Below are 23,022 nucleotides of genomic sequence, written 5' to 3' on the forward strand. Positions count from 1 at the left end.
TCCGTCTTGTCAGTGTAATCGCTATTGATACGGATGAAAACAAAAAGCCCGAGCTAGGCTCGGGCTTGGTAACAGTTTGATTAACATCCAATCAAAACAGACGAATTAGTCGTCGTTCATGATACCTAGAATGCTTAGTAGGCTGATGAAGATGTTGTAGATAGACACATAAAGGCTTACGGTCGCAGAGATGTAGTTAGTTTCACCACCGCGGATGATGGACTGAGTTGTCAGCAAGATCACGCCAACTGAGAACAGAATGAACATTGAGCTCACTGCTAGTTGCAGCATCGGCATCTGTATGAAGATGCTCGCAATCATACCCACAATCAGAACCACGAAACCTGCCATCAGCATGCCGTTTAGGAACGATAGGTCGCGTTTGGTGGTTAGGGCGTAAGCTGATGCACCCATAAAGGCTAGTGCAGTACCACCTAGCGCGGTGACAACGGTGTCGCCCATGCCAGCGCCAAGGTACAGGTTAAGGATTGGACCTGTGGTGTAGCCTAGGAAGCCAGTGAATAGGAATGTGAAAACTAGACCCATGCTGTTGTTACGGTTCTTCTCGGTTAGGAAAAGCAGGCCGTAGAAACCAACCAGCATCAGGATAAGACCTGGGCGAGGTAGGTTCATTGCCATAGAGAAGGCAGCAACCACTGCAGACCATAGCAGCGTCATTGATAGTAGGGCGTAGGTGTTGCGCAGGACCTTGTTGGTTTGCAGCGCACTCTCTTGTGTTGCCGTGCGGCTAAACATTGGGTTGTTCATAATCTTCCTCTTGAAAGAATGATAGTTATATTCCCTTTATGGGGGTAAAGCTGAAGAAAATCAAGCCCAAATCCATTAGGGATATTCATTAGTAGCATCAAAACGACACTAAGGATCAACTATTTAATCATAATAGATTTGGTCGCGAAGATATTTGTTCAGTTGTAACATTTTGTGTTGTTAATCCCTGATATATACAAGGTTTTGTTAGCGTGAAATGCACAAAGGGAGAGGCATTGCCTCTCCCTGATGTGAGTTCACTCGCTAGATTAGTGATGCAAAATCTGAGCAAGGAAGTTCTGGGTTCGATCCGATTGTGGGTTCTCAAAGAAATCAATGGGGTTGTTCTCTTCGATGATCTCCCCGGCATCCATAAAGATAACCCTATCCGCAACCTCTTTGGCAAAACCCATTTCATGGGTCACACACAGCATGGTCATGCCTTCTTCAGCAAGCTCGACCATAACATCGAGCACCTCACGCACCATTTCTGGGTCGAGCGCTGACGTTGGCTCATCAAACAGCATCACTTGTGGATTCATACACAGCGAGCGAGCAATCGCCACGCGCTGCTGCTGACCACCTGAGAGCTGGCCTGGGTACTTCTCGGCTTGGTCAGGGATTTTTACCCGCTCAAGGTATTTCATCGCAATCGCTTCGGCCTCTTCCTTGGGCATCTTTTTCACCCAGATTGGTGCCAAGGTGCAGTTCTCGAGCACCGTCAGGTGAGGGAAGAGGTTAAAGTGCTGGAAACACATACCCACTTCACGACGCACGGCTTCGATGTTTTTCAGATCTTCGGTCAGCTCGTTACCGGACACATAAATCTGACCTTTTTGGTGCTCTTCTAGACGGTTGATGCAGCGAATCATGGTTGATTTGCCTGAGCCAGAAGGCCCACAGATAACGATCTTCTCGCCTTTTTTTACTTTCAGATTGATATTTTTAAGGACATGAAACTCACCGTACCACTTGTTCATATCATTGATTTCAATCACTAATTCTTGTTGTGTCATAATACGTCCTTGATTTAATTCTATCGCTTGTGACCGGTGTGGAGTTTGTTCTCGAGCCAAATCGAGTATCTCGACATGCCAAAACAAAATACCCAGAACACTAACCCAACAAATACATAACTTTCTGTGGCAAAGCCGAGCCACTCGGGGTCGGTATTGGCCGCTTGTCCAATACCCAGCACGTCAAACATGCCAATGATCAACACCAGACTGGTGTCTTTAAACAGGCCGATAAAGGTGTTGACGATCGATGGAATGGTGATTTTTAGTGCTTGCGGCAAGATGATCAGGCCGGTTTTTTTCCAGTAGGATAATCCGAGCGCATCGGCCGCCTCATATTGTCCTTTCGGGATGGCTTGCAGACCACCGCGGACCACCTCTGCCATATAGGCCGCACTGAACATCACCACACCGATGAGGGCGCGCAGCAGTTTGTCAGTGTCAGCGCCTTGTGAAAGGAACAGTGGTAGCATGACAGACGCCATAAACAGCACAGTGATCAGTGGTACGCCACGCCACACCTCAATGTAGATGGTACAGATACTGCGAATAATCGGCATATCTGAGCGGCGACCGAGCGCGAGCGCCACGCCAATCGGTAAGGAAACAACAATACCGACCAGGGCGATAATCAAGGTGACCAGTAGGCCGCCCCAGCGGTGAGTTTCGACGACTTCCAAGCCAAATACGCCACCATACAGCAGAGCCGCAATGATAAATGGATAGATGTTAACGAAGAACAGGAATATCCAGGTGCGTTTTGGCGTTTTCTCGTAGGCCAGCAACACAGTGAAAATCGCCAGCGTGGCGTAGAACAGGCGAGGGCGCCACAGCTCAGCATCAGGATAAAACCCATACATAAACTGTTGCCAACGCACGCTAATAAACACCCAGCAGGCGCCGTCGCGTGTACAGGCATCGCGGGTTTCGCCCACCCAGTCAGCCTTAAGGATTGCCCAGTCAAACACGTTCCAGATCATAGTGATGGCTAGATAAGCCAGTACTATGGTCATTACGGAGTTGACCGGACCGTTAAATAGATTGCGTTTTAGCCACCCAACGAGTCCCACCGTATTGGCTGGCGGCGGCAGGTCGGGTTGAAATTGATGTACCTTCATATTACTTCTCCACCACTTTATCTCTCAACGAGAGCCACTTTACGGTTATAGATATTCATCAGCGCTGAGGTGACCAGGCTTAGGGTTAGGTAGACCGCCATGGTCATTGCGATAATCTCGATCGCTTGCCCAGTCTGGTTTAGGGTTGTGCCAGCGAACACCGAGACCAAGTCGGGATAACCAATCGCCATCGCGAGCGATGAGTTCTTGGTTAGGTTGAGGTATTGGCTGGTCAGTGGTGGAATGATGATCCGTAGAGCTTGAGGAATGACGATCAGCTTCAAGGTACGTGAGCGCGGCAGACCCAGCGACATCGCCGCTTCGGTTTGACCATGATTGACCGCGTTGATCCCAGAGCGAACGATCTCCGCGATAAATGAGGCGGTGTAAACGCTCAATGCAATCAGTAGGGCGGCTAGTTCAGGGATGATGCTGACACCACCTTGGAAGTTGAAGCCACGCAGAGCCGGCAGATCCCAGCTTAGCGGTTGACCCATAATAAAATAGACCAACAGCGGCAGGACAACACATAGCCCAAGTCCAATCCGTCCCATTGGTGTCTGCTGGCCAGTTAACTTTTGCTTGTTGTTGGCCCAGACATTAATCAAGGCCGTGGCTATGATACCCGCAATTAACACAGCAAAAACGATGCCGCTGCCTTGCTCAAATACTGGGGCAGGGAAATAAAGACCACGAACGTTGAGGAAAATGGCCTCACCAAGGCTCAAGCTTTGGCGCGCAGAAGGCAGTGCTTGAAGAACCGCAAAGTACCAAAAGAAGATCTGCAGCAATAGGGGAAGGTTGCGGAAAATCTCGATATAAACCGCAGCCAAGCGACTAACAAGCCAGTTTGAAGACAGGCGGGCAATACCAATGGTAAAGCCAAGCACCGTAGCAAGAATAATCCCTAGTACAGACACTAGTGCGGTATTGAGTAGGCCGACGAGAAAGGTGCGACCATAAGAAAAGGTTTCATCGTACTCAATCAAAGATAGGCCGATACCAAATCCGGCCTCTTGGCCCAGAAAGTCAAACCCGGTGGCGATACCACGCGCTTCAAGGTTAGTGAGCGCGTTGTTGACGATGGTGTAAAAAAAGAAAATCAGCCCGACAATAGCGATAATTTGAAACGCTGCCGAGCGAAAAGTGGGGTTGTAGAGAAGATTCGACTTTGATTTCGAATTCGACGCATTACTGGACGTCGAGCGATCGACTTGTGTGGTTTTCATACAGCTATAACCTCAGTCCATTCCTGTCATCACAAGAGCAGAAGCGCTTGTTAAAAGGGGTAGCCAAGCTACCCCAACTTTCCATTGCGTTATGCATACTTGATGTTATGCAAATTGATTAAAGCGTATTAGCGCAGTGGTGGCGCGTACATGAAGCCACCTTGATTCCATAGCGCATTCACACCACGAGAAATCTCAAGCGGAGAGTCCATACCAACGGTGCGCTCAAAGCTTTCAGCGTAGTTACCCACTTGCTTGATCACTTGATAGCCCCAATCGTCACGAATGCCTAGGCCTTTACCTTGTGGGCCATCAACACCTAGGATACGTTTGATGTTTGGATCGGTTGACTTAAGCATATCGTCGGCGTTAGCTGAGGTGATGCCGTATTCTTCAGCGTTTACCATTGCGCTCAGCGTCCACTTAGCGATGTTAAACCACTGGTCGTCACCTTGACGAACTACAGGGCCTAGCGGCTCTTTAGAAATGATCTCAGGTAATACAACCGCAGAGCTAGGATCTGATAGGTTTAGGCGTAGGCCATAGAGACCTGATTGGTCGGTTGTTAGGGCATCACAGCGGCCAGCGTCAAAGCCTTTTGCAGTTTGTGCCGCGGTATCAAAGACCACAGGTTTGTATGACATGCCTTGATTTCGGAAGTAGTCAGCTAGGTTGAGCTCGGTTGTGGTACCAGATTGTACACATACCGCAGCGCCGTCGAGTTCAGTTGCACTGGTGACACCCAGGTCTTTTTTGACCATAAAGCCTTGACCATCGTAGTAGTTCACCCCAACAAAGTTAAGACCCAGTGCAGTATCACGGTGCAGTGTCCATGTGGTGTTACGTGATAGCACGTCGATTTCACCAGACTGCAGTGCAGTAAAGCGCTCTTTCGCTGTCAGTGGGACGTACTTCACTTTCGTCTTGTCACCAAGAACCGCCGCCGCAACGGCTTGACAATACTCAACGTCAATACCTTCCCATTCACCTTTCGAGTTTGGGTTAGAGAAGCCCGGTAGACCGGTACTCACACCACAAGAGACGAAGCCCTGCTTGGTTACTTTGGCTAGTGTTGTCTCGTTTGCAAAAGCAGTAGACGACAGTAGCGCAGTTGATGCCACAACAGCTGACGCGATTAAGGAGAGTTTCTTAGTCATGTGTATCCTTCCTGTTAGTTCCGTTCTTTTCAGGTGCAAGCCTGAAATAATGTTCTGAATAAATGTATTGTTCAGCATTAAGTATTTTGTCAGGTGACGCTTAGTTGCATACAATGCACAAAGCCATTTAAGCGTAGGTAAGGTTTTGCGTTTTCTCAAACGGCTAATAATAAAAAGGTTTTTGAAGCAGCCTCACCAAAGCTGTGCAACTTAGAATGGACAATTGTTAGAGCTGTGTAAATAGTGCAACATTGAACCAACATGGTGCGTTGCGATCTTGTTCTGAACACACCTCACAGGCGTCATTTTGTGTTATCGAATAATTGTGAATTAGTCGTATTGGCTGGAAGGGCGGTTAAATTCAGAGCGAAATCTTTTTGATTTATGCTTTTGTAATGTAATGTGCACCAAAATGATGATTTGGGGTATTTTTATACTAAATAGGACTTTGAGTAAAAATGCAGTATTTCCCTCTATTTATGAAATTGACTAACAAGCCTGTATTGGTTGTTGGCGGTGGAGAAGTGGCTTGTCGAAAGGTTGAGGCGCTCTTGAAAGCTGGGGCTAACGTAACAATAGTCTCCCCAAAACTGCGTCCTTATCTGCAGGAGTGTGTGCAGAGTCAGCAGTGTGATTGGATTGCTAGTGACTACAAAAGTGAATATTTATCCAATAATTTGGTTCAGGTTTGGGCAACCACAGACGATAATTCAGTCAATCATCAAGTCTATAATGACGCTAAAATGCTCAATTTGATGGTGAATGTGGTCGATGATCAGCCCTATTGTGACTTTATTACTCCGTCGATGATTGAGCGGGGTGACATTCAGATAGCGATCTCTAGCGGCGGGGCATCGCCCGTGCTAGTGCGAAATATTCGTCAAATGATTGAGGCGAACTTGGCGCAAAACGTTGGCTTGCTCGCCAAGTTTGCCGCGAGCAAGCGTGATGATATTAAGCAACGACTGCCATCAGTCGATCGACGTCGTGATTACTGGCAGGTATTTTTTGAGCAGAGTGAGGTCGTGCAAGCAACGGAGCAGGCGCAGCTTGAGAAAATCTATCAGCGTTTGCTTAGCCAAGACGCCAAGAGCGAGCCAAGTATTACGCTGATCGAATTACCCTCAGCGGTTGACCTGCTAACATTACGTGCATTGCAGCAACTGCAACGCGCCGAGTTGGTGCTGTATCCAAGTGATTGTGATTATGAGTTAGTGGATATTGCTCGCCGAGATGCTGAGCGCGAACGCTACCATGATATCGAGCAGTTGATTTTGCAGGCAGAGCGGCATAATGAATTGCAGCTCTGTGTCTACGTTCGTTCTGATGAGTTATCAAAGGTTAAGGCCGCTCTCTCGAATGGTGTGGTTTGTCAGTGTGGAAAGTAATCACTGAAAACAAAAACGACAGCACAGTGCTGTCGTTTTTTTTCGCGCTATCTAGCGATTATTGAGGAAGAATCACCGCATCAATCACGTGAATCACGCCGTTTTTGGCTTTGACATCGGCTGCAATGACAGTCGCATTGTCGACCATTACGCTGTCACCTTCAGTTGTTACTGTGATTGCCTGTCCTTGCACTGTAGTGGCTTCGTCGATCCCCATTACATCGGCGGCCATGACTTTACCTGGGACGACATGGTAGGTCAGAATTGCGACCAGTTTGTCCTTGTTCTCTGGTAGCAACAGCATTTCAAGTGTTCCGTCAGGCAGTGCAGCAAAGGCTTCATCTGTCGGCGCAAACACTGTAAACGGGCCTTCTCCTTTGAGCGTGTCGACCAGATCAGCCGCTTGCACAGCCGTTACGAGCGTGGTAAATGACCCATTAGCCACCGCCGTATCGACGATATCCATCTTCTTCATTCCATGCTCATGCGCCGCGACGCCTGCAGAGAAGAGTAGAGCGGTAATCAAGCCAAAAGCAGTTGCGAGTAGTGATTTCATGATTGTGTTTCCTTTGTCTGTGGGAGCGAGAATAACTACGCGCGACGCGTTGATTGAGATCAACTGCTAAGGTTCGAGGTGCGGGGACGGGCTTCGCCCTTCGAGGAGCGAGGAGTTTGGTGAACTTGAAAGGGTATCGAGCGCTTGTAACGAGTAAAGAGGAGAGTGTGAAGTAATGTTGTTTGGAAAAGAGCCAGGAGAGCTATTTACGATCACCTCTAGCCGACCGTCTATCGCTTTTGGAAAAGGAGCGGGGAGTTTAGTTCACGCGATGTACTCCTCGCACCTCGGAACGAAGTGAAACTCGCACCTCGCCCCTAAAAGCTCGCCTCTCGCAGCAGAGCGATCTCGACTCTCGTCTCTTCCCGAAGGGAATAAAAAAGCAGCCTTTCAGCTGCTTTTTGAACTTAGTCGCGGAAGTTATTGAATTGGAACGGCTGTCCCAGTTCACCTTCACGCACAAGCTGCATGGTCGCTTGAAGGTCATCACGTTTCTTGCCAGTAACGCGCACCTTGTCGCCTTGGATAGCAACCTGGACCTTGATCTTTGAATCTTTCACCAGCTTGACAATCTTCTTCGCGATTGGCGTTTCAATGCCTTGCTTGAAGATGCAGGTTTGGCTCCACATCTTGCCAGATTGGCTCGCTGTTTGTGCTTCCATTGCGTTAACGTCAACGCCACGCTTGGTTAAGTTACCGCGTAACATGTCACGCATTTGCTTAAGCTGGAAGTCACCCTCAGCAGAGAGTTTAACCGTTTCTTCGATCATCTCGAAGCTGGCTTGTACATTGCGAAAATCAAAGCGAGTCGATAGCTCACGGTTAGAGTTATCAATCGCATTACGTAGCTCAACGCTATCAATTTCAGAAACAATATCAAAAGAAGGCATGGGTTATCCTTATTGGTGATTACGACGGGCTTTCACTGCCGCTGACAGCATATCAAGCATCTGATGCGTGTGATCCCAGCTCAGGCATGGGTCAGTGATCGATTTACCGTATTCCAGGTTATGGATATCAGCCATCGACTGATTGCCTTCCTCGATAAAGCTCTCCGCCATGATGCCAGCCACTTGATGACTGCCGCCAGCCATCTGTTCACAGATATCTTTTGCGACATCAAGCTGTTTGCGGTGCTGCTTTTCACAGTTGGCGTGGCTGAAGTCAACCACTAGACGCTCTGGAAGGTCGAACTCTTTCAGTTTGCCACAAGCCGCTGCAATTGAGGCTTGGTCGAAGTTAGGGCCAGTATCACCACCACGCAAGATCACGTGACCGTATGGGTTACCCGCGGTGCGATAAACCGTCATGCGACCATTTTTATCTGGCGAGTAGAAGTAGTGTTGGGCTTTTGAGGCGCGAATCGCATCGATCGAGATCTTCACATTACCATTGGTGCCGTTTTTAAAGCCAACCGGGCATGAAAGCGCTGATGCCATTTCACGGTGAATTTGCGACTCGGTGGTACGTGCACCAATCGCGCCCCATGAAATCAGGTCAGCAATATATTGACCGGTGATCATATCAAGGAACTCGGTCGCCGTAGCCAGGCCAAGCTTGTTGATGTCAAGGAGCAGTTTACGCGCTTTATTAAGACCCGCTTCAAGGGCGTATGAGCCATCGAGGTTTGGATCGGTGATTAGACCTTTCCAACCGACAACGGTACGCGGTTTTTCAAAGTAGGTGCGCATTACGATGAATAGCTCATCTTTGTACTGCTCTTGGATGGCCGCTAGGCGCTCAGCGTAATCAATCGCCGCTTTGGTGTCATGCACAGAGCAAGGTCCAACGATGCACAGAAGACGGTCGTCTTCGCCAGTTAGGATTTTCTCGATTTGACGGCGTGATAGTTCAATTCGCGCAGCCACATCTTCGGTAAGAGGATGTGCTTGGCTCAGCTCCGCAGGAGTAGGCATAGGCCCAAGCGGCTGAGTGCGCAGTTCATCAGTTTTTAGTGGCATAAAATCGCCTAATTATGATTATAAAAGTGCAAAGATAGCGAAAAATCGCGAGAGTTGAAACTGTTTAACTACAACTAAATCAATTTAGTGATATACCCAAGTAACCTCAAGATGCCGATTTCAGAGCCAATATACCGGCTCATATCAAGGAAAATGGCTGTGGAAATGGCATTCCCTTTCAAAGTCATTTGACGCGGAGATGAGCCGGTATATTGGCTCCCTTCGGGCGAGTTTGCTTGGCTCGCAGCCTGTGTTGGTCACTCTCGATTTAGAGCCACTAAATCTTCAAGTGACCGCCTTGGCTGCAAACCAAGCAAATCTCGCTGAAACGGCATCTTGAGGTCACTTGGGTATAAACATAATAAAATCAGCACGATTGATTGATTTTTGTGCGAGCTGTGCAGGTTGCCCCCTTGTATTCCCGTGGCGCACTCGGTAAGGTCTGTAAATACTATGAAAAAACTATAAAAAGTACCAAAGGGATAGCATGGAGCAATCAATCGTATCAGCCCAGCAAGAAGGGCAGTTCCTTCCTAGTGCACAACCAAGCACCGGCGCATTCTACTATTTTTCTCTCGGCGACTGGCTACAACAAGCCGAGAATATCAAGCATCTGCAAAGTGCTGAATCACTCGAGGCGAGCAAATCTTTGTTGATTGAGCGCATTATTGCTGAGGTTGCGAGTGTGGCCGCTAAAGAGGACGTGCTGCGTGTGAGTCTGGATAAACTGACCAGCGAGCAAATCATCGCAGCCAACGAAGAATCGGCAGCAAAAGAGGCTAACCCGCTGATGGGCGTGCGCGGCGTTGCACGTTATGCTGCCGCTGACTACCAGGCGTGGTTCCAGCTTGAGTGCGAACTGATCAAAGCACTGCGCGAGCAATTTGCCAATGTAACCATCGTGGTTCCATTTGTGCGCAGCCTCGCAGATGCGGCTCGAATCATCGACAAGTTAGCCGAACAGGGGTTGCCGCGCGGACTGAATGGACTCAAGGTACTGTTCTCAGTCAATGTCCCTTCATCAGCACTACTAGCCGAGCGTTTGCTACACTACTTTGACGGCTTAGTCATCGACAGCGAAGACCTAACTCAATTCACCCTCGGCGTCGACAAGCACAACCCAGACCACCAACACAGCTACGCACCAGACAATGAGTCTGTAGTGCAGTTGATAAGCATCGCCTATCAAGCCGCCCAAGCCTTCAAAAAGCCAGCCATATTGCTCACCGAGCAACTGGCAACCAATCGCGCCTACCAATTACTACTAAGCGAACAACCAGACCTAAATGCTGTAGTGACAGCTAGCGCTAACGCTTAAGGGGGCGGGGTCCGAGGACACTTCGTTCCGAGGAGCGAGTAACACATCTCACGTCTTGAACTCCTCGTACCCCGGAGGGCACAGCCCGTCCCCGCGCCTCGAACCTGTAATTAAGGTTCGAGGACACTTCGTTTCGAGGAGCGAGTAACACCTCTCACGTGTTGAACTCCTCGCACCCCGGAGGGTATAGCCCGTACTCGCACCTCGAACCTGTAATTAAGGTTCGAGGACACTTCGTTTCGGGGAGCGAGTAACACATCTCATGTGTTGAACTCCTCGCACCCCGGAGGGCTCAGCCCGTACTCGCACCTCGTACCTGCTCTTTTACGGGTATTTCTTCAATATCGACAATCTTGCTGCGATTCATGACTAGCTTCCAGCGGTAGTAGTGCGCATTTTGTTGGTCATCAATTTCGCGTACGATCAGGTTGAGTAGGTGGCGCTTTTCTACCGAGTCGCGTAGTACCTGTCCTTTTTGCAAGCGATAAACTCGGTTGGCGCCTTTATCCATTAGGCGAGTAATAAAGCGCAGGTTAATGTAGAGGTTTTCTCGTGTTTGCTCATACCCGCTAAGAAAACGCGAGGTGCTCATCTCGACATCGGCGCGATAGTGCAGGATCTGCTCCTCGCGCTGGGCAACGCGCTTTTTCCTGATCTGCTGAACGCGATCAGGCAATCTACTTAAGCTGGTAAACTCAAGCCACTCAAGTTTTTGGCCCACCGATGATTTGGTTGAGGGATCTTTGAACTTACGTCGCCATTTGGGCCGTCCTCGGCGCAGCCGACGCCAGAGAATATCGCGCAGGTCATCTTTAAAGATCTCACGCAGTGCATAGACAAACGACATGGCAATAATGAAAGACGCCGTGATCTCTCCCCAATAATCACGCGCCATGATGGCCGTGATGGTAACGAAAACCATCACAAACCCGGTCGCCACACCTTTCACAATCCGCTGTACGGTTGCTCCTAATGAGGTGAGCTCTTCATGAAGCACAATGGGGTACTCAATCAATCGGCGCAGCAGGCGCATCTTATTACTCATCCGCGTGGCAGACTTGCGCACATTGGTGGAGTTGTAATCGTGCAGCTTGCGGTGGGCAATCTCACGCTCGGCAATGGTGATCAGACGCTGCTTAATTGTTTTGTATTCGCCCTCACGGGGTAGATGCGCGACTAAAGAGAGAAAACGCTGCTCGGTATACCAAGAGACATAGTTGTCAATATTGGCATAGTAGCGCTTGAGCTCTTCTTCATAAGGAACGGCTCGGCGTAAGCGTTTAAGAATATCGAGCGCAAGCTCAATTACTTCATCGATGTGATCCTCGTTGACTGACTGCTCTTTATCGGCGAGTGCATTCAAGTCCGCAATCGACTTATCTAAAGCGACAACGTACTGATAAGCATAAAGGCTAAGACTCACTCGGTATTGGTTAGAAGAGACCTTGCCTCGTTTAGCTAGGCGACTGTGCACCAAGGGCAGCAGTGTCTTATCACTAAAATAGGTACGCTTTTGCTGCAAAGCGCTGAAATAAATCTCGCTTTCTTTGATGACGTCAGGCCCTAGCCCAAGCTCACCAGGCACAAATAGGTAGCAATCTAGCTGGCTGCGCTTACTGGCAGGCAGGACTTGAGAGAGTTTTAGAGTTATTGCGTCTTGTTTGTCGACCGTGACCAAATCATACCTCGAGGAGAAAAATATTTTACTTTAAGACTAAAACAATCGATAAGTTTGGGTATAATCAGCGCCAATTTCCTCTGGCAAAGACGATTTAGCTGCGAGAGAGCCAAACTTCTTGTTTCACACTATAGTTTGAATGAAACGACTAAAGTTTACAAAACCTTATCGCTACGACTGCTGAATACTTTTTGTTGCCAGAGTTCACTTATCAACCAGCCGCTTTTCTACAAAGCGCAAAGAGAGCATTATGATTCAAATCGGACGCATCAATTCACTTGAAGTTACCAAGAAAACTGACTTTGGTGTATTTCTCGACGCCGGAGATTACGGCAGCGCCTTGCTACCTAACAGACTATGCCCTGAGGGTATCGAGGTCGGTGAGCGTATTGATGCTTTCCTGTATTTTGATGCCGACAGCCAAGTTGTGGCGACCACCGAGCAGCCAATAGCCCAAGTAGGTGAGTGGGGCCTGATGAAAATAGAAGGGATCAATGCCACTGGCGCCTTTGCCAGTTGGGGTATTAAAAGCAAAGATCTACTGATCCCATTTAGTGAGCAGCGCACACGTTTTCGCGCTGGGCAGAGTGTCTTAGTTTATGTCTACACCGATAAGGCCTCTGGACGCATTGTCGGCACAACCAAGTTCAACAAGCTCCTGAACAAGACGCCAGCCAATTATCAGCGTAACCAACAGGTCGATTTGATCATTGCCGAGCGCAGTGACTTAGGCTTTAAGGCGATCGTCAATGGTCAACACTGGGGCATGCTATTCCCATCAGACGTAATCGGTAAGATTTTTGTCGGTAAAAAGCTCAAAGGCTTCATCAAAAACATTCGCCAAGACGGCAAAATCGACCTGGCTCTACAAAAAGTTGGTGTCGAGAAGATGGACGACCTAAGTGAAAAAATCCTCGCTCAACTGGCCAAGCGCGACGGTTTCTTACCCCTAAGCGACAAGTCAACCCCTGAAGCGATCTTCGATGTGTTCCGCACCAGTAAAGGCACGTTTAAGAAGAGTATTGGCGGTCTGTACAAGCAAGGCTTAATCCGCATCGAAAAAGACGGGATTCGACTCACCGAAAAATAAAGGGGCGAGTATCGAGTACGGGCTGCGCCCTTCGGGGAGCGAGTAGCTTATAACGCGTTGTGTTTTCCTCGCTCCTCGTAGCGAAGCGTACCCGCACCTCGAACCTGCTTTTTTTGAAAAAAAAAGCCCGAATCCGATCCTGATTTGGGCTTAGGGGAATGGGCTCTTATCTGAGCCTGCGCTAAGGTTAGAACGCTTACGAGTTACTATTGAGACTAGCTCAGAGTTGAGAAACTTCCAGTTTATAACAAGAAAGTGCTACTTAATCCTACTCTCTTCTATATGAATCAATAGGTTAAAGTAGCGTCTTGTCATGTATTCTATCAATTACCGGTTGAGCCTTTGGCTTAGAACAAGTTTTTGTCGCGTACCAGTTCGCGAGGTAAGCCGTTTTTGATTCGATTGCCGACCCATTTGCCAAGGCCCAAGATCATGCCTTGGTAGGCGACCAGGGTTTCACCGCTTTGGCCGGATAGAGCAGGGCGTACATCACGTCCCATGTACCACTCGCGGGCTTCCTCGCGGTTTAACTCGACCACTGGACCACCCTCGGCATTGAGTGCCATAGCGACTTGGTGGGTCCAGCGGTATCCCTTCTTGTGCGCTTCGGCGATCTTAATCCCCATTCGAGAGAACTTAAACTCGGTCAAAAGTGGCGCCAGGGTTTGGGGGAATAGCCAGATATCGTTATCACGTTGCCAAAGCTGCGTATCGGCAGGCAGTGTGATGCCAAGACTTTCTTTAAGGTGCTGCTCGATATCACTCGCTTGCTTGGCAGCGATCGGCGCAAAGGGGAATTTGCCGAGACGCTTTTTTACCTTTGGCGGCGTGACGCTCGCCAGTTTTTTAAACTTGGCAATAAAGAAGCCTTCACTGTCATAAACTTGCGGGAATACATGCAGGTAGCCTTCCTCAGTCAGCACTTTTTCTGCCCCCGGGAAGAGCGTTTCAAGGGTGAGGGTAGTGACGCTGTCACCAAAAGTATCCAGTAGGTGCTGACAAACTTGCTGGTTTTCCTCATGGCTTAACGTGCAGGTCGAGTAGACCAGTTCGCCGCCAGGTTTAAGCGCGTGAAACGCGCTCTCGATAAGCTGCTTTTGCGTGTCTGAGATGGCGTGTATCGAGGCCATGCTCCAGTTTTTTAAGGCGTCTTCATCTTTACGCACTGTGCCTTCACCACCGCAGGGCGCATCAATGAGTACGGCATCAAAGGTCTCTGGTAGCCATCCACCAAATACTTGGCCATCGTAATTACTTAAAGTGGCATTGCGCACGCCGCAGCGCTCAATGTTGGCATGGAGCACTTTGACCCGGCTTGAAGAGTACTCGTTAGCCACGAGTAAGCCTTGGTTATCCATCAACGCAGCCAGTTGAGTGGTTTTTGACCCAGGCGCTGCCGCCATATCGAGCACACGCTCATAGCCCGCACTATTTTGGTGATAAAGCGCAACGGGCGGTAGCATCGAGCTGGCTTCCTGGATATAGAACCAGCCCGCCATATGCTCAGCGGTATTGCCCAGCGGCACCTGTGACTCATCGGCATCAATCCAAAAACCTTCCTCACACCAAGGAACCGGCGTCAACGCCCAGCCATTAGCCTCAGCCACCGATTGAAACTGCTCAATACTCACTTTTAATGTGTTGATGCGAATACTTTTTCTCAGTGGACGTTGGCATGCAGCAATAAAGTCTTGCAAGCTCTCGCCTTTGGGCAAAATCGACTCAATATGCTGGAGAAATTCAGATGGAAGATAGACGTTTGGATGCACGGGAGATCTCAAAGAATGGGGGAAAACGGCGATTATATCAGAAGTCAGAGACGAGAGGCGAGCAAAGATACAGGGGGCGGGGAGCGGGTACGGGCTACCGCCCTACGAGGTGCGAGGGGGGAAAATACTCGCTACTCGAAGCGAAGCGTCCTCGCCCCTCGCACCCTGTGTTTAAGGTTTTGGTATCGCAGTGCGCCACTGTGACCATTCTGGTTTGGCTTCGTCGTGGAGAAAGTAGGTTTCTCCTGAGCGAGCCGATGGTTGTAGGGTGCCTTGTGGTGGTGTGGCGAAGGCGATGCCCCCTTTGACGATACTGTCTAGTGTGCCTGAGCGGACCTTGGCGCCAGTGAGGCCGATGGAGACGTCCAATCCGGACATGTTCCAAAATAGGCTGTTGCTGCGCACTAGGTAGCGGTATTCGGGGTCTATGGTGATGGTGGTGATCACGCGATCGGCAAACTCCCCCAGAGAGACACCAATCACGCTGCCAACGTGCATATCTCGGTAGGTGATTGGGGTGCCGACTTGAACGGAGCCGCGCTTTTCGCTTTGCAAAGTTAATATAAAATCGTAGCGCTCGATGACATTGTTTTGTAGTTCAAAGTCGGTTTGCACCGTTCCACTTCCAGGAATAACCGACACTTGAGGGCTGAGCGCTGAACGCAGGTTTCTCACCCCGGCCAGACTGACCTCGAGCGGAGCGATATAAAATTGGCTGTCGCTGCGGGCAATGTCATCAACGTATTGCGAGTAAATTCGAGCGCCAAAGGTAAAGGTGCCATCGTTAAAGTTTGGCGTGACGTCGATGATCTCACCCACATTCACCGCACCATAATGCACCTTGCTGCCGATACTTAGCTCATGAAACTGCGAGCCCTGAAGGGTGATGCGTTGGCCGTAGTTCTTCGCTTCATCATAGCTGTTGTACAGTTTCCAGTGTTGGTCGACCTTGTTGCTGATCCCCGGTACACGGTCAAAGGCGATGCCACCGCTAATCAATGATTTTAGCGGCGCGGCATTGACTTTAACACCAGCGAGACTTGCATCAATCACAACTCCGGAGCGATTCCAAAACACAGTATCTTTTTCAATCAGGTAGCGATAGCGCTTATCGATACTGACTTTGATATCGACGCCATTACTAGACAGAGAAAAGTCCTTCACACTACCGACTTCGATATTGCGATACAGCAGCGGAGCACCGATAGAAATAGAGGGAAGGGTCTCTGCAAACAAGGTAATGGTTTGTGCGCCTGATTGATTATGCTTGGCTAACTCAGAGTGGGATTGGCTCTTATACAGCGTATAGTCCGAACGCGCTGCAGCGCTACCTTCACTACTGAAGCTGATGCTGCCTTCCAGCAACTGTTTTGCCGGTGGGATGTGGACATCGAGACCTTGCTCATCAAACTGGACACTGGCGGTGCCGGCAATAAAAAAGCGATTATCTGAGCGGATCAAATTGGCATGCTGAGCATCGATCAACAGCTCAAACTTGACCGAATTTTTGGCTAAGCGGATGTCTGTAATACTGCCAACCTTTATCCCTCGATAGTTTACCGCCGCCCCGGCTTCAAGCCCGTACGCATCCTCGGCGGTCAAGGTCACTGTTAGGGCATCGCTGCGCTGGCGGTTAAACTCATCTTGGCGCAGGGCAACGAACTTGCGTGCGCGCTCACCAGCTTGCGGTTCGATGGTAAGAAAGTTACCGGTGACTAGGTTGCTGAGGTTTTCCACCCCAGATAGCGATAGCTTGGCTTCTTGCAGAACGAACTGGGTTTGATCAGTGAGCATATCAACGAAAACAGGTTGGATAGCGGCTCGCGCGATAATCTGTGCTCGATCGCGACTGAGTTCAACATTGGTGATCTGACCCACTTCGATACCACGATAGAGAATGTTGGTTCCATTGGGAGAAATATTATGATCGTCAGGCAAGGTGATTTGGATCGGGATACCACGACCAGCGGTTTTGACATCTTTATATAAACGAAACTCTCGATTGTTCTCTACCGCTTGTCCGCCATCGGGGGAGTCAACCGCGATAGCGCCATTGATCAGAGCACTGACGCTTTCCAGTCGCATATCCACACCCTCAAAACCAATACTTGCCCCGATTCCAGAAACATTCCAGAAACGGCTCTGATCGGTGATGATATTGCGATACTCGGGATTAATACTCGCATTGATCATGACGTTTTTAGTGCTCTCATCGAGATGAAAGTTGTACACCTCACCAATTGGGATCTTGCGGTAGACAATTTGTGAGCCAACTGAGATACCCCCTAGGTCACGGGCTTTAAGAACAATGTTTAGTCCCTCGTGAGCCCCTTGATCGGTCGGGGGGATATCGAGGGCGCGGAACGTGGTTTGAGGTTCACCGCCGGCCTCGCCAGGTTGAATAGCGATATAGTTGCCGGATACTAGCGCATCTAAGCCGGAGATCCCTGATAAGCTTGCTTGAGGCTTAACTAGCCAAAAGCGGGTAGTGTCGGTGAGAAGTTTCGCCGCTTGCGGGTAAATATCGACGTCCGCATAAATGGTTTCTAGGTCATCTGATAGGTTAATGTCGCGCACAACACCGACCTCAAGACCTTGATAACGCACCATTGTTCGCCCGGCAACCAATCCTTGTGCATCAGAAAATTGGACCTGTATGCGCTGACCTGCATCATGCACGGCCTTGAATACCAGCCAACCTGCAAGGACTAAAGTCAAAATCGGCAGCAGCCACAATGGCGAGATCCCGCGGTTTTTCCTCACTTCGGGTTGGTAGGCAGTGGGTGTCGATTGTTGTTTACTCATTCCTTTACTCTTAGTTGACTGACTCAGTTATTATTGAGCTTTTCTTCTGTCGACCTGGCTTTTAAAGACCATTTAAAAACGACAGACAAAACTCTTATTGTTGTTAATTGTGTTGCTCTACCGGCTCGGGATCTCGGTTATCAGACCAAAGCAGGCGAGGGTCAAGATTCTCTGCCGCCAGCATGGTCAGGACGACGACAGCCGCAAATGCGATTGCGCCAAAGCCTGGTGTGAAGTCGAGGATTTGTCCGCGGTCCACTAAGGTCATCATAATAGAAATAACGAACAGATCCATCATTGACCACTTGCCTATCCAACTGACAAAGAAGAATAATTTCATTCTGTGACGCTGAGAGCGTGGACACTGAGGTTTGCGATGCTTGAGGTGAATCGTGATCAGCAGATAAGCAAGCCCCATGATCTTACCGACGGGCACCACGATACTGGCGATAAAGATAATCGCAGCGATAAAAGGCATATCATTGACCACCAGTGAGGCAACGCCTGAAAAAATGGTGTCTTCCAGGCGCTCGCCATTGGTGATCAAAATGGAAATCGGCAACAGGTTCGCAGGCAAGACTGCGATACTGGCGGCAATCAGGTAGGCCCAGGTTTTCTGTAGAGAGTTGGCTTTGCGCTTTTCAAGGCCTGCGTGGCAGCGCACGCAGCGGTGCTCTGGGTTATCCGGCTGTGAGAGGTGACAGGAGTGACAATGTAACGATTCATCTGCGAAGTCATAGCTTGATTCATTACACCAAGCTTCCCAGTATCGGCGGATACTCACACGGCACAACAACATCACGGTAAATATCTGCAGCGCAATCAAGCCAATTAAACCAGGCTTAACATAGATATCGGAATAGTCTTGCAGTTTAAAGCAGGAGATGGCAACGCTGACCAAGAAAACGTCAATCATTACCCAGTGCTTAAGATGGTGGATACACCACAGAGAATACTTGACCGTGTTAAATGAGCGATACGTTAACCCGATATGGGTAAGGACCACCGACAGGCACATGATTAAGGGGGCGATAGAGCTGCAGAAAAAGACCAGGACTGCGAGTGAAACAAACCCTTCTTCGAATAGAGTAAAAATGCCGCTTGGTAGGGTGGCGGGAATCATCACGCCAAACAGGCGAATCGAGATAAAGTCAAAAAAGTGTGAGGGGATAAACAGCAACAAACAGGTTATCGCAATGGCTAAATTACCGTTAAGAGAAGGACTGCCTCCGCGGTAGAGCTGGGTACCACAACGGGGACAATAAGCGCTACGACCTGCGCTGACCTCAACACTGGCGATGTGCAGATCGCAGCCTTGACAAAGCTTGGTCTTAAGCGATTGTTGCTGTTCTGGCTCTAACGTTTGGCTCATCAGACTGATAGTTCCATAGTTGACGGTGCAGGGTTTTAATCATCAAAAGTTGAATTATGAATCGTCTTCGTCGCGCCCAACGCGATTCGCATAGCGCAATCCATAGAGATCGAGTGTCGGCTCATCCGAGACTTTGTCTGTCTTGAAAAGCATAGATTATGTCTTAAAGTGTCAATAAAAAGAACAGCTTGTTGTTTAGTAAGTGCTGTTTTTTGTGGGCAAATACCCAACCTTGTCTTGGTGCTAACATCAAGAGCGACGTTTTCACACTGAGAAGAGCTGCAAAAAACGCGAATATGTTGTCGGAAATTAACACTTTTTTATGAATTTTCGCTTGTGTTCTTTGACCAGAGTGGCTAAAAGTAATCGGATTGAAAGCCATGTCGCTGCAGCTGGACCAGTCTAAGGTCTTTCTCTGCGTCATATTAAGTAAAAAATAGATAGTCTATCCCCCTTGACTATCAAAGGAAGTATAAATGAATTTAGAACAATACCAGCGACTTACCAAACAAGCCGCTGCTTTGTTAGAGTCTGAACCCAGTTTAGTTGCCAATTTGTCGAACCTATCGGCACTGCTCAACATGGAGCTTGCTGACATTAATTGGGTTGGCTTTTATTTGATGGAAGAGGACCAACTGGTGCTAGGACCGTTCCAAGGCAAGCCAGCTTGCGTACGCATTCCGGTTGGACGAGGTGTTTGTGGCACGGCTGTAGCCGAGAATCGTGTTCAGCGCGTCTATGACGTACATCAGTTCGAGGGACACATTGCGTGTGATGCCGAGAGTAACTCAGAAATCGTTATTCCATTCTCGATTGATGGCAAAGTGGCGGGTGTGCTGGATATCGATAGTCCATTAATTGGTCGATTTAGCGAAACTGACCAACAAGGACTGACATTTTTGATGCAGGAAGTAGAACAGTTGCTTAATTCACATGCTATTGACCGATAAATTCGCTCTAGGCAGTGGTTTTTCGCTTTTAGGTCTCTATAATAGCCAACAATATTTATGTAACGCTCGCGGGCAGGCCGCACGAACCAGGAATTTTCATGGAAAACACTGAAAAGCTAAAAAACAGCAAAGAAGTTATCGCGTATATTGCTGAATGTTTCCCAAAGTGCTTTACTTTAGAAGGTGAAGCAAAGCCATTAAAAATTGGTATCTTTCAAGATCTTGCTGAACGTCTAGCAGAAGACGAGAAAGTAAGTAAAACACAACTACGTGCTGCACTGCGTCAGTACACTTCATCTTGGCGTTACCTACATGGTGTTAAACCTGGTGCTGTTCGTGTTGACCTTGATGGCAACGAGTGTGGTGTTCTAGAAGATGAGCACGTTGAACACGCTAAGACAACACTGGCAGAGAGCAAAGCTCGTGTGAATGCACGTCGTAAAGAGCAAGCTCAAAAGGCTAAGCAAGAAGCAAAGGCAAACAAGCCAAAAGCGAACAAGCCGAAACCACGTCGTAACCCGGCTAAAGCGAACAAGCCTCAACCTGTTGAGACTCGTCCACTGAACGCTGATGAGATGATCATCGGTAAACAGGTGAACGTAAACATGGGTAAAGGCAACATGGGTGCGACCATTGTTGAAATCAATAAGGAAGATGTGCGAGTTCAACTGGCAAACGGCCTTCAAATGGTCGTGAAAGCGGAGCACTTGCGCGCTTAAAGGAGATCCTCCTAAGCATGAAATGCCGTTCTAAAGTGACAATTATTGCTGCTAGCCTTTGGCTAGCAGCAACTCCCGCGTTGGCTCTCGATGCCGACATTTCTAAGGACGACCTACCGTCTCTCAACCCTGAGGCGCAACATGCGACAGCCAGTAAGCGGATCACCAAGCGCTTTACTCGCTCGCACTATAAGCACTTCACCCTCGATGATGAGTTTTCCCAAGCGATATTTGATCGCTACTTAGGAATGCTCGACTACAACCGCAACATCTTTACCCAAAAAGATATTGACGGTTTCTATCAGTCAGCGCGTGACCTTGACCAACAGCTTAAATCTGGTAGCAGCCAGGTGGCTTTTGACGTTTACAATCTTTCGATGGAAAAACGTTACGAGCGATTGAATTATGCGCTTACCCTGCTGGATGAAGAGATCAAGTTTGACACCGACGAGACGATTTTAGTTGATCGCTCTGAGGCGGACTGGCCAAAAGACGATGCTGAACTGGATGAGTTGTGGCGTAAGCGGGTTAAATATGATGCGCTTAACCTCAAGCTCACCGGTAAAGAGTGGCCTGAGATCAGCGAGATGTTGGGCAAGCGTTATAACAACGCTATCAAACGTCTGTCGCAAACCAAAAGTGAAGATGTTTTCCAGCTCTACATGAATGCGTTTGCTCGCGAAGTTGATCCTCACACCAGCTATCTTTCACCACGCAGTGCTGAGCAATTCCAATCTGAGATGAATCTGTCTCTTGAAGGGATTGGTGCGGTGTTGCAAATGACCGATGACTACACCGTGATCCGTTCACTGGTGGCAGGGGGTCCAGCCTCAAGTAGCAAGCAGCTATCTGAGGGGGATCGCATTATTGGTGTCGGCCAAGATGGCAAAGATATCGTTGATGTGATTGGTTGGCGTCTTGATGATGTGGTGCAGTTAATCAAAGGACCTAAGGGGACTAAGGTTAACCTGCAGATCTTGCCAGAAGGTAAAGATGCAAAAAGTCACGTTGTCACTATTGTCCGCGATAAGATCCGCCTTGAAGACCGTGCGGTCAAATCTGAGGTGATCGAGAAAGCGGGTAAGAAGATTGGTGTGCTTAATGTGCCAAGTTTTTACGTTGGTTTGGCGCAAGATACCGACAAGCTGATCACCGAGCTGCGACAGCAGAATGTGGATGGCATCGTAGTTGACCTGCGCAACAATGGCGGTGGTGCACTCACCGAAGCGACGGCGCTGACGGGCCTGTTTATTGAAAGCGGTCCTGTGGTGCAAGTCCGTGACGGTTACAATCGAGTCAATGTGAATGCGGACACAGATGGAGATATTTCTTACACCGGACCGTTAACAGTTTTAATTAACCGTTATAGTGCTTCGGCATCAGAAATTTTCGCTGCCGCACTGCAAGACTATGGTCGCGCTATCATCGTTGGTGAGAACTCGTTTGGTAAAGGCACGGTTCAGCAGCACCGCTCGCTCAATCATATCTATGATATTTTTGACAAAGAGTTGGGTTACGTCCAATACACAATTCAGAAGTTTTACCGTATCAACGGTGGCAGTACACAAAATAAAGGTGTAGTGCCGGATATTGCTTATCCAACCGCTATTGATGCCGATGAAACGGGTGAGAGTGTAGAGGATAACGCGCTGCCTTGGGATCAGATCCAGCCGGCGAAATACTCGGTGTTGAAAGACAAGTCTCCTCAGATCGCGAAATTGACCAACAAGCATATCAAGCGTGTATCAACCGATATGGAGTTTGGTTTTATCCTTGAGGATATTGAGCGTTACAAATTGGAAAAAGATGATAATGCACTCTCTTTGAATGAAGCGACACGTAAAGCTGAGTCAGAGAGAAACGAGCAGCGTCGTTTGGAGCGCATTAATCAGCGTCAAACCAGTCAAGGTTTGGAGCCGTTTAAGTCATTAGACGATGTGCCAAATGATTATGAAGCGCCAGATCCTTACTTGGATGAAACAGTCGCCATTATGGTTGACATGATTGGCTAGCCATTCATAGCGTGATTATCCTGACAAGAACCAAGCGAGCTCATTTGTGAGCTCGCTTTTCTTTTTGATTTCTCAAATATAACAACTGTGAACTAGATCGAATATTTCGCATAATT

General features: G+C 48.7%; 18 protein-coding genes. 6 read left to right on the forward strand and 12 right to left on the reverse strand.

All coding sequences use genetic code 11. The features are described 5' to 3' along the window. Positions 1-105: 105 nt before the first annotated feature. The 5 genes from ACSTTG_RS14240 to ACSTTG_RS14260 all read right to left on the reverse strand — a co-directional run bounded on the left by ACSTTG_RS14240 (position 106) and on the right by ACSTTG_RS14260 (position 5,288). Positions 106-768: a Bax inhibitor-1/YccA family protein gene (locus ACSTTG_RS14240; protein ID WP_438475299.1), complete on the reverse strand. Its 663-nt coding sequence runs from the start codon at positions 766-768 to the stop codon at positions 106-108. 269 nt (positions 769-1,037) lie between these two features. Continuing rightward, the gene (locus ACSTTG_RS14245; RefSeq protein ID WP_438475300.1) at positions 1,038-1,784 is read right to left on the reverse strand and encodes an amino acid ABC transporter ATP-binding protein; all 747 of its coding nucleotides are present in this window, start codon (positions 1,782-1,784) and stop codon (positions 1,038-1,040) included. A gap of 20 nt (positions 1,785-1,804) precedes the next feature. Next, positions 1,805-2,902, reverse strand: a complete 1,098-nt coding sequence (locus tag ACSTTG_RS14250) for an amino acid ABC transporter permease (protein ID WP_438475301.1) — start codon at positions 2,900-2,902, stop codon at positions 1,805-1,807. Between the two features lie 17 nt (positions 2,903-2,919). Further along, positions 2,920-4,131, reverse strand: a complete 1,212-nt coding sequence (locus tag ACSTTG_RS14255) for an amino acid ABC transporter permease (RefSeq protein ID WP_438475302.1) — start codon at positions 4,129-4,131, stop codon at positions 2,920-2,922. 128 nt (positions 4,132-4,259) lie between these two features. Then, entirely contained in the window at positions 4,260-5,288 is a 1,029-nt protein-coding gene (locus ACSTTG_RS14260) for an amino acid ABC transporter substrate-binding protein (RefSeq protein ID WP_438475303.1), read from the reverse strand. A gap of 458 nt (positions 5,289-5,746) precedes the next feature. Between ACSTTG_RS14260 and ACSTTG_RS14265 the strand changes: the two genes are divergently transcribed. Next, a complete protein-coding gene (locus ACSTTG_RS14265; RefSeq protein ID WP_438475304.1) occupies positions 5,747-6,676 on the forward strand; it encodes a precorrin-2 dehydrogenase/sirohydrochlorin ferrochelatase family protein in 930 nt (309 codons plus the stop codon). Between the two features lie 58 nt (positions 6,677-6,734). Here the strand turns inward: ACSTTG_RS14265 and ACSTTG_RS14270 are convergent, their stop codons facing one another. The 3 genes from ACSTTG_RS14270 to ACSTTG_RS14280 form a co-directional block, all read right to left on the reverse strand. Further along, positions 6,735-7,232, reverse strand: a complete 498-nt coding sequence (locus tag ACSTTG_RS14270; RefSeq protein WP_438459382.1) for a fasciclin domain-containing protein — start codon at positions 7,230-7,232, stop codon at positions 6,735-6,737. A 407-nt stretch (positions 7,233-7,639) separates the two neighbouring features. Then, positions 7,640-8,122, reverse strand: a complete 483-nt coding sequence (locus ACSTTG_RS14275; RefSeq protein WP_438475305.1) for a YajQ family cyclic di-GMP-binding protein — start codon at positions 8,120-8,122, stop codon at positions 7,640-7,642. Positions 8,123-8,131: 9 nt separating this feature from the next. Beyond that, complete coding sequence (locus ACSTTG_RS14280) at positions 8,132-9,193, reverse strand: 3-deoxy-7-phosphoheptulonate synthase (protein ID WP_438459380.1); 1,062 nt, start codon at positions 9,191-9,193, stop codon at positions 8,132-8,134. A 487-nt stretch (positions 9,194-9,680) separates the two neighbouring features. On the opposite strand from ACSTTG_RS14280, the gene ACSTTG_RS14285 reads away from it, so the two are divergent. Next, positions 9,681-10,511, forward strand: coding sequence for a putative PEP-binding protein (locus ACSTTG_RS14285; RefSeq protein WP_438475306.1), 831 nt, complete (start codon positions 9,681-9,683; stop codon positions 10,509-10,511). Between the two features lie 292 nt (positions 10,512-10,803). On the opposite strand, the gene ACSTTG_RS14290 is transcribed toward ACSTTG_RS14285, so the two are convergent. After that, complete coding sequence (locus ACSTTG_RS14290) at positions 10,804-12,189, reverse strand: hypothetical protein (protein WP_438475307.1); 1,386 nt, start codon at positions 12,187-12,189, stop codon at positions 10,804-10,806. A gap of 250 nt (positions 12,190-12,439) precedes the next feature. Here ACSTTG_RS14290 and ACSTTG_RS14295 point away from each other — a divergent pair, with 250 nt between their 5' ends. Continuing rightward, a complete protein-coding gene (locus ACSTTG_RS14295; RefSeq protein ID WP_438475308.1) occupies positions 12,440-13,279 on the forward strand; it encodes a CvfB family protein in 840 nt (279 codons plus the stop codon). Positions 13,280-13,626: 347 nt separating this feature from the next. Here ACSTTG_RS14295 and rsmF read toward each other — a convergent pair whose 3' ends face one another. The 3 genes from rsmF to ACSTTG_RS14310 form a co-directional block, all read right to left on the reverse strand. Next, positions 13,627-15,048 carry a 16S rRNA (cytosine(1407)-C(5))-methyltransferase RsmF gene (gene rsmF / locus ACSTTG_RS14300; protein WP_438475309.1) on the reverse strand — a complete coding sequence of 474 codons (1,422 nt, stop codon included), beginning with the start codon at positions 15,046-15,048 and terminating at the stop codon, positions 13,627-13,629. Positions 15,049-15,219: 171 nt separating this feature from the next. Next, positions 15,220-17,853, reverse strand: a complete 2,634-nt coding sequence (locus ACSTTG_RS14305) for a PqiB family protein (RefSeq protein ID WP_438475310.1) — start codon at positions 17,851-17,853, stop codon at positions 15,220-15,222. Between the two features lie 103 nt (positions 17,854-17,956). Then, positions 17,957-19,225 carry a PqiA/YebS family transporter subunit gene (locus ACSTTG_RS14310; RefSeq protein WP_438475311.1) on the reverse strand — a complete coding sequence of 423 codons (1,269 nt, stop codon included), beginning with the start codon at positions 19,223-19,225 and terminating at the stop codon, positions 17,957-17,959. Positions 19,226-19,701: 476 nt separating this feature from the next. Between ACSTTG_RS14310 and ACSTTG_RS14315 the strand changes: the two genes are divergently transcribed. From ACSTTG_RS14315 to prc, 3 genes are all read left to right on the forward strand, one after another. Then, entirely contained in the window at positions 19,702-20,175 is a 474-nt protein-coding gene (locus tag ACSTTG_RS14315) for a GAF domain-containing protein (protein ID WP_438459373.1), read from the forward strand. 98 nt (positions 20,176-20,273) lie between these two features. Continuing rightward, complete coding sequence (gene proQ, locus ACSTTG_RS14320) at positions 20,274-20,894, forward strand: RNA chaperone ProQ (protein ID WP_438459372.1); 621 nt, start codon at positions 20,274-20,276, stop codon at positions 20,892-20,894. Positions 20,895-20,911: 17 nt separating this feature from the next. After that, positions 20,912-22,906 carry a carboxy terminal-processing peptidase gene (gene prc, locus ACSTTG_RS14325; protein WP_438475312.1) on the forward strand — a complete coding sequence of 665 codons (1,995 nt, stop codon included), beginning with the start codon at positions 20,912-20,914 and terminating at the stop codon, positions 22,904-22,906. Positions 22,907-23,022: the final 116 nt, after the last annotated feature.

The organism is Vibrio glycogenivorans (genome assembly GCF_051660965.1).
Taxonomy (GTDB): Bacteria; Pseudomonadota; Gammaproteobacteria; order Enterobacterales; family Vibrionaceae; genus Vibrio.

What these genes read in the sequence shown, in the direction of transcription:
- ACSTTG_RS14315 (WP_438459373.1), top strand. Translation starts at nt 19,702, where the DNA reads ATGAATTTAGAACAATACCAGCGACTTACCAAACAAGCCGCTGCTTTG.
- ACSTTG_RS14260 (WP_438475303.1), bottom strand. Translation starts at nt 5,288, where the DNA reads ATGACTAAGAAACTCTCCTTAATCGCGTCAGCTGTTGTGGCATCAACT.
- ACSTTG_RS14295 (WP_438475308.1), top strand. Translation starts at nt 12,440, where the DNA reads ATGATTCAAATCGGACGCATCAATTCACTTGAAGTTACCAAGAAAACT.
- ACSTTG_RS14265 (WP_438475304.1), top strand. Translation starts at nt 5,747, where the DNA reads ATGCAGTATTTCCCTCTATTTATGAAATTGACTAACAAGCCTGTATTG.
- ACSTTG_RS14280 (WP_438459380.1), bottom strand. Translation starts at nt 9,193, where the DNA reads ATGCCACTAAAAACTGATGAACTGCGCACTCAGCCGCTTGGGCCTATG.
- ACSTTG_RS14275 (WP_438475305.1), bottom strand. Translation starts at nt 8,122, where the DNA reads ATGCCTTCTTTTGATATTGTTTCTGAAATTGATAGCGTTGAGCTACGT.
- ACSTTG_RS14305 (WP_438475310.1), bottom strand. Translation starts at nt 17,853, where the DNA reads ATGAGTAAACAACAATCGACACCCACTGCCTACCAACCCGAAGTGAGG.
- ACSTTG_RS14285 (WP_438475306.1), top strand. Translation starts at nt 9,681, where the DNA reads ATGGAGCAATCAATCGTATCAGCCCAGCAAGAAGGGCAGTTCCTTCCT.
- prc (WP_438475312.1), top strand. Translation starts at nt 20,912, where the DNA reads ATGAAATGCCGTTCTAAAGTGACAATTATTGCTGCTAGCCTTTGGCTA.
- proQ (WP_438459372.1), top strand. Translation starts at nt 20,274, where the DNA reads ATGGAAAACACTGAAAAGCTAAAAAACAGCAAAGAAGTTATCGCGTAT.
- ACSTTG_RS14240 (WP_438475299.1), bottom strand. Translation starts at nt 768, where the DNA reads ATGAACAACCCAATGTTTAGCCGCACGGCAACACAAGAGAGTGCGCTG.
- ACSTTG_RS14270 (WP_438459382.1), bottom strand. Translation starts at nt 7,232, where the DNA reads ATGAAATCACTACTCGCAACTGCTTTTGGCTTGATTACCGCTCTACTC.
- ACSTTG_RS14310 (WP_438475311.1), bottom strand. Translation starts at nt 19,225, where the DNA reads ATGAGCCAAACGTTAGAGCCAGAACAGCAACAATCGCTTAAGACCAAG.
- ACSTTG_RS14250 (WP_438475301.1), bottom strand. Translation starts at nt 2,902, where the DNA reads ATGAAGGTACATCAATTTCAACCCGACCTGCCGCCGCCAGCCAATACG.
- ACSTTG_RS14255 (WP_438475302.1), bottom strand. Translation starts at nt 4,131, where the DNA reads ATGAAAACCACACAAGTCGATCGCTCGACGTCCAGTAATGCGTCGAAT.
- ACSTTG_RS14245 (WP_438475300.1), bottom strand. Translation starts at nt 1,784, where the DNA reads ATGACACAACAAGAATTAGTGATTGAAATCAATGATATGAACAAGTGG.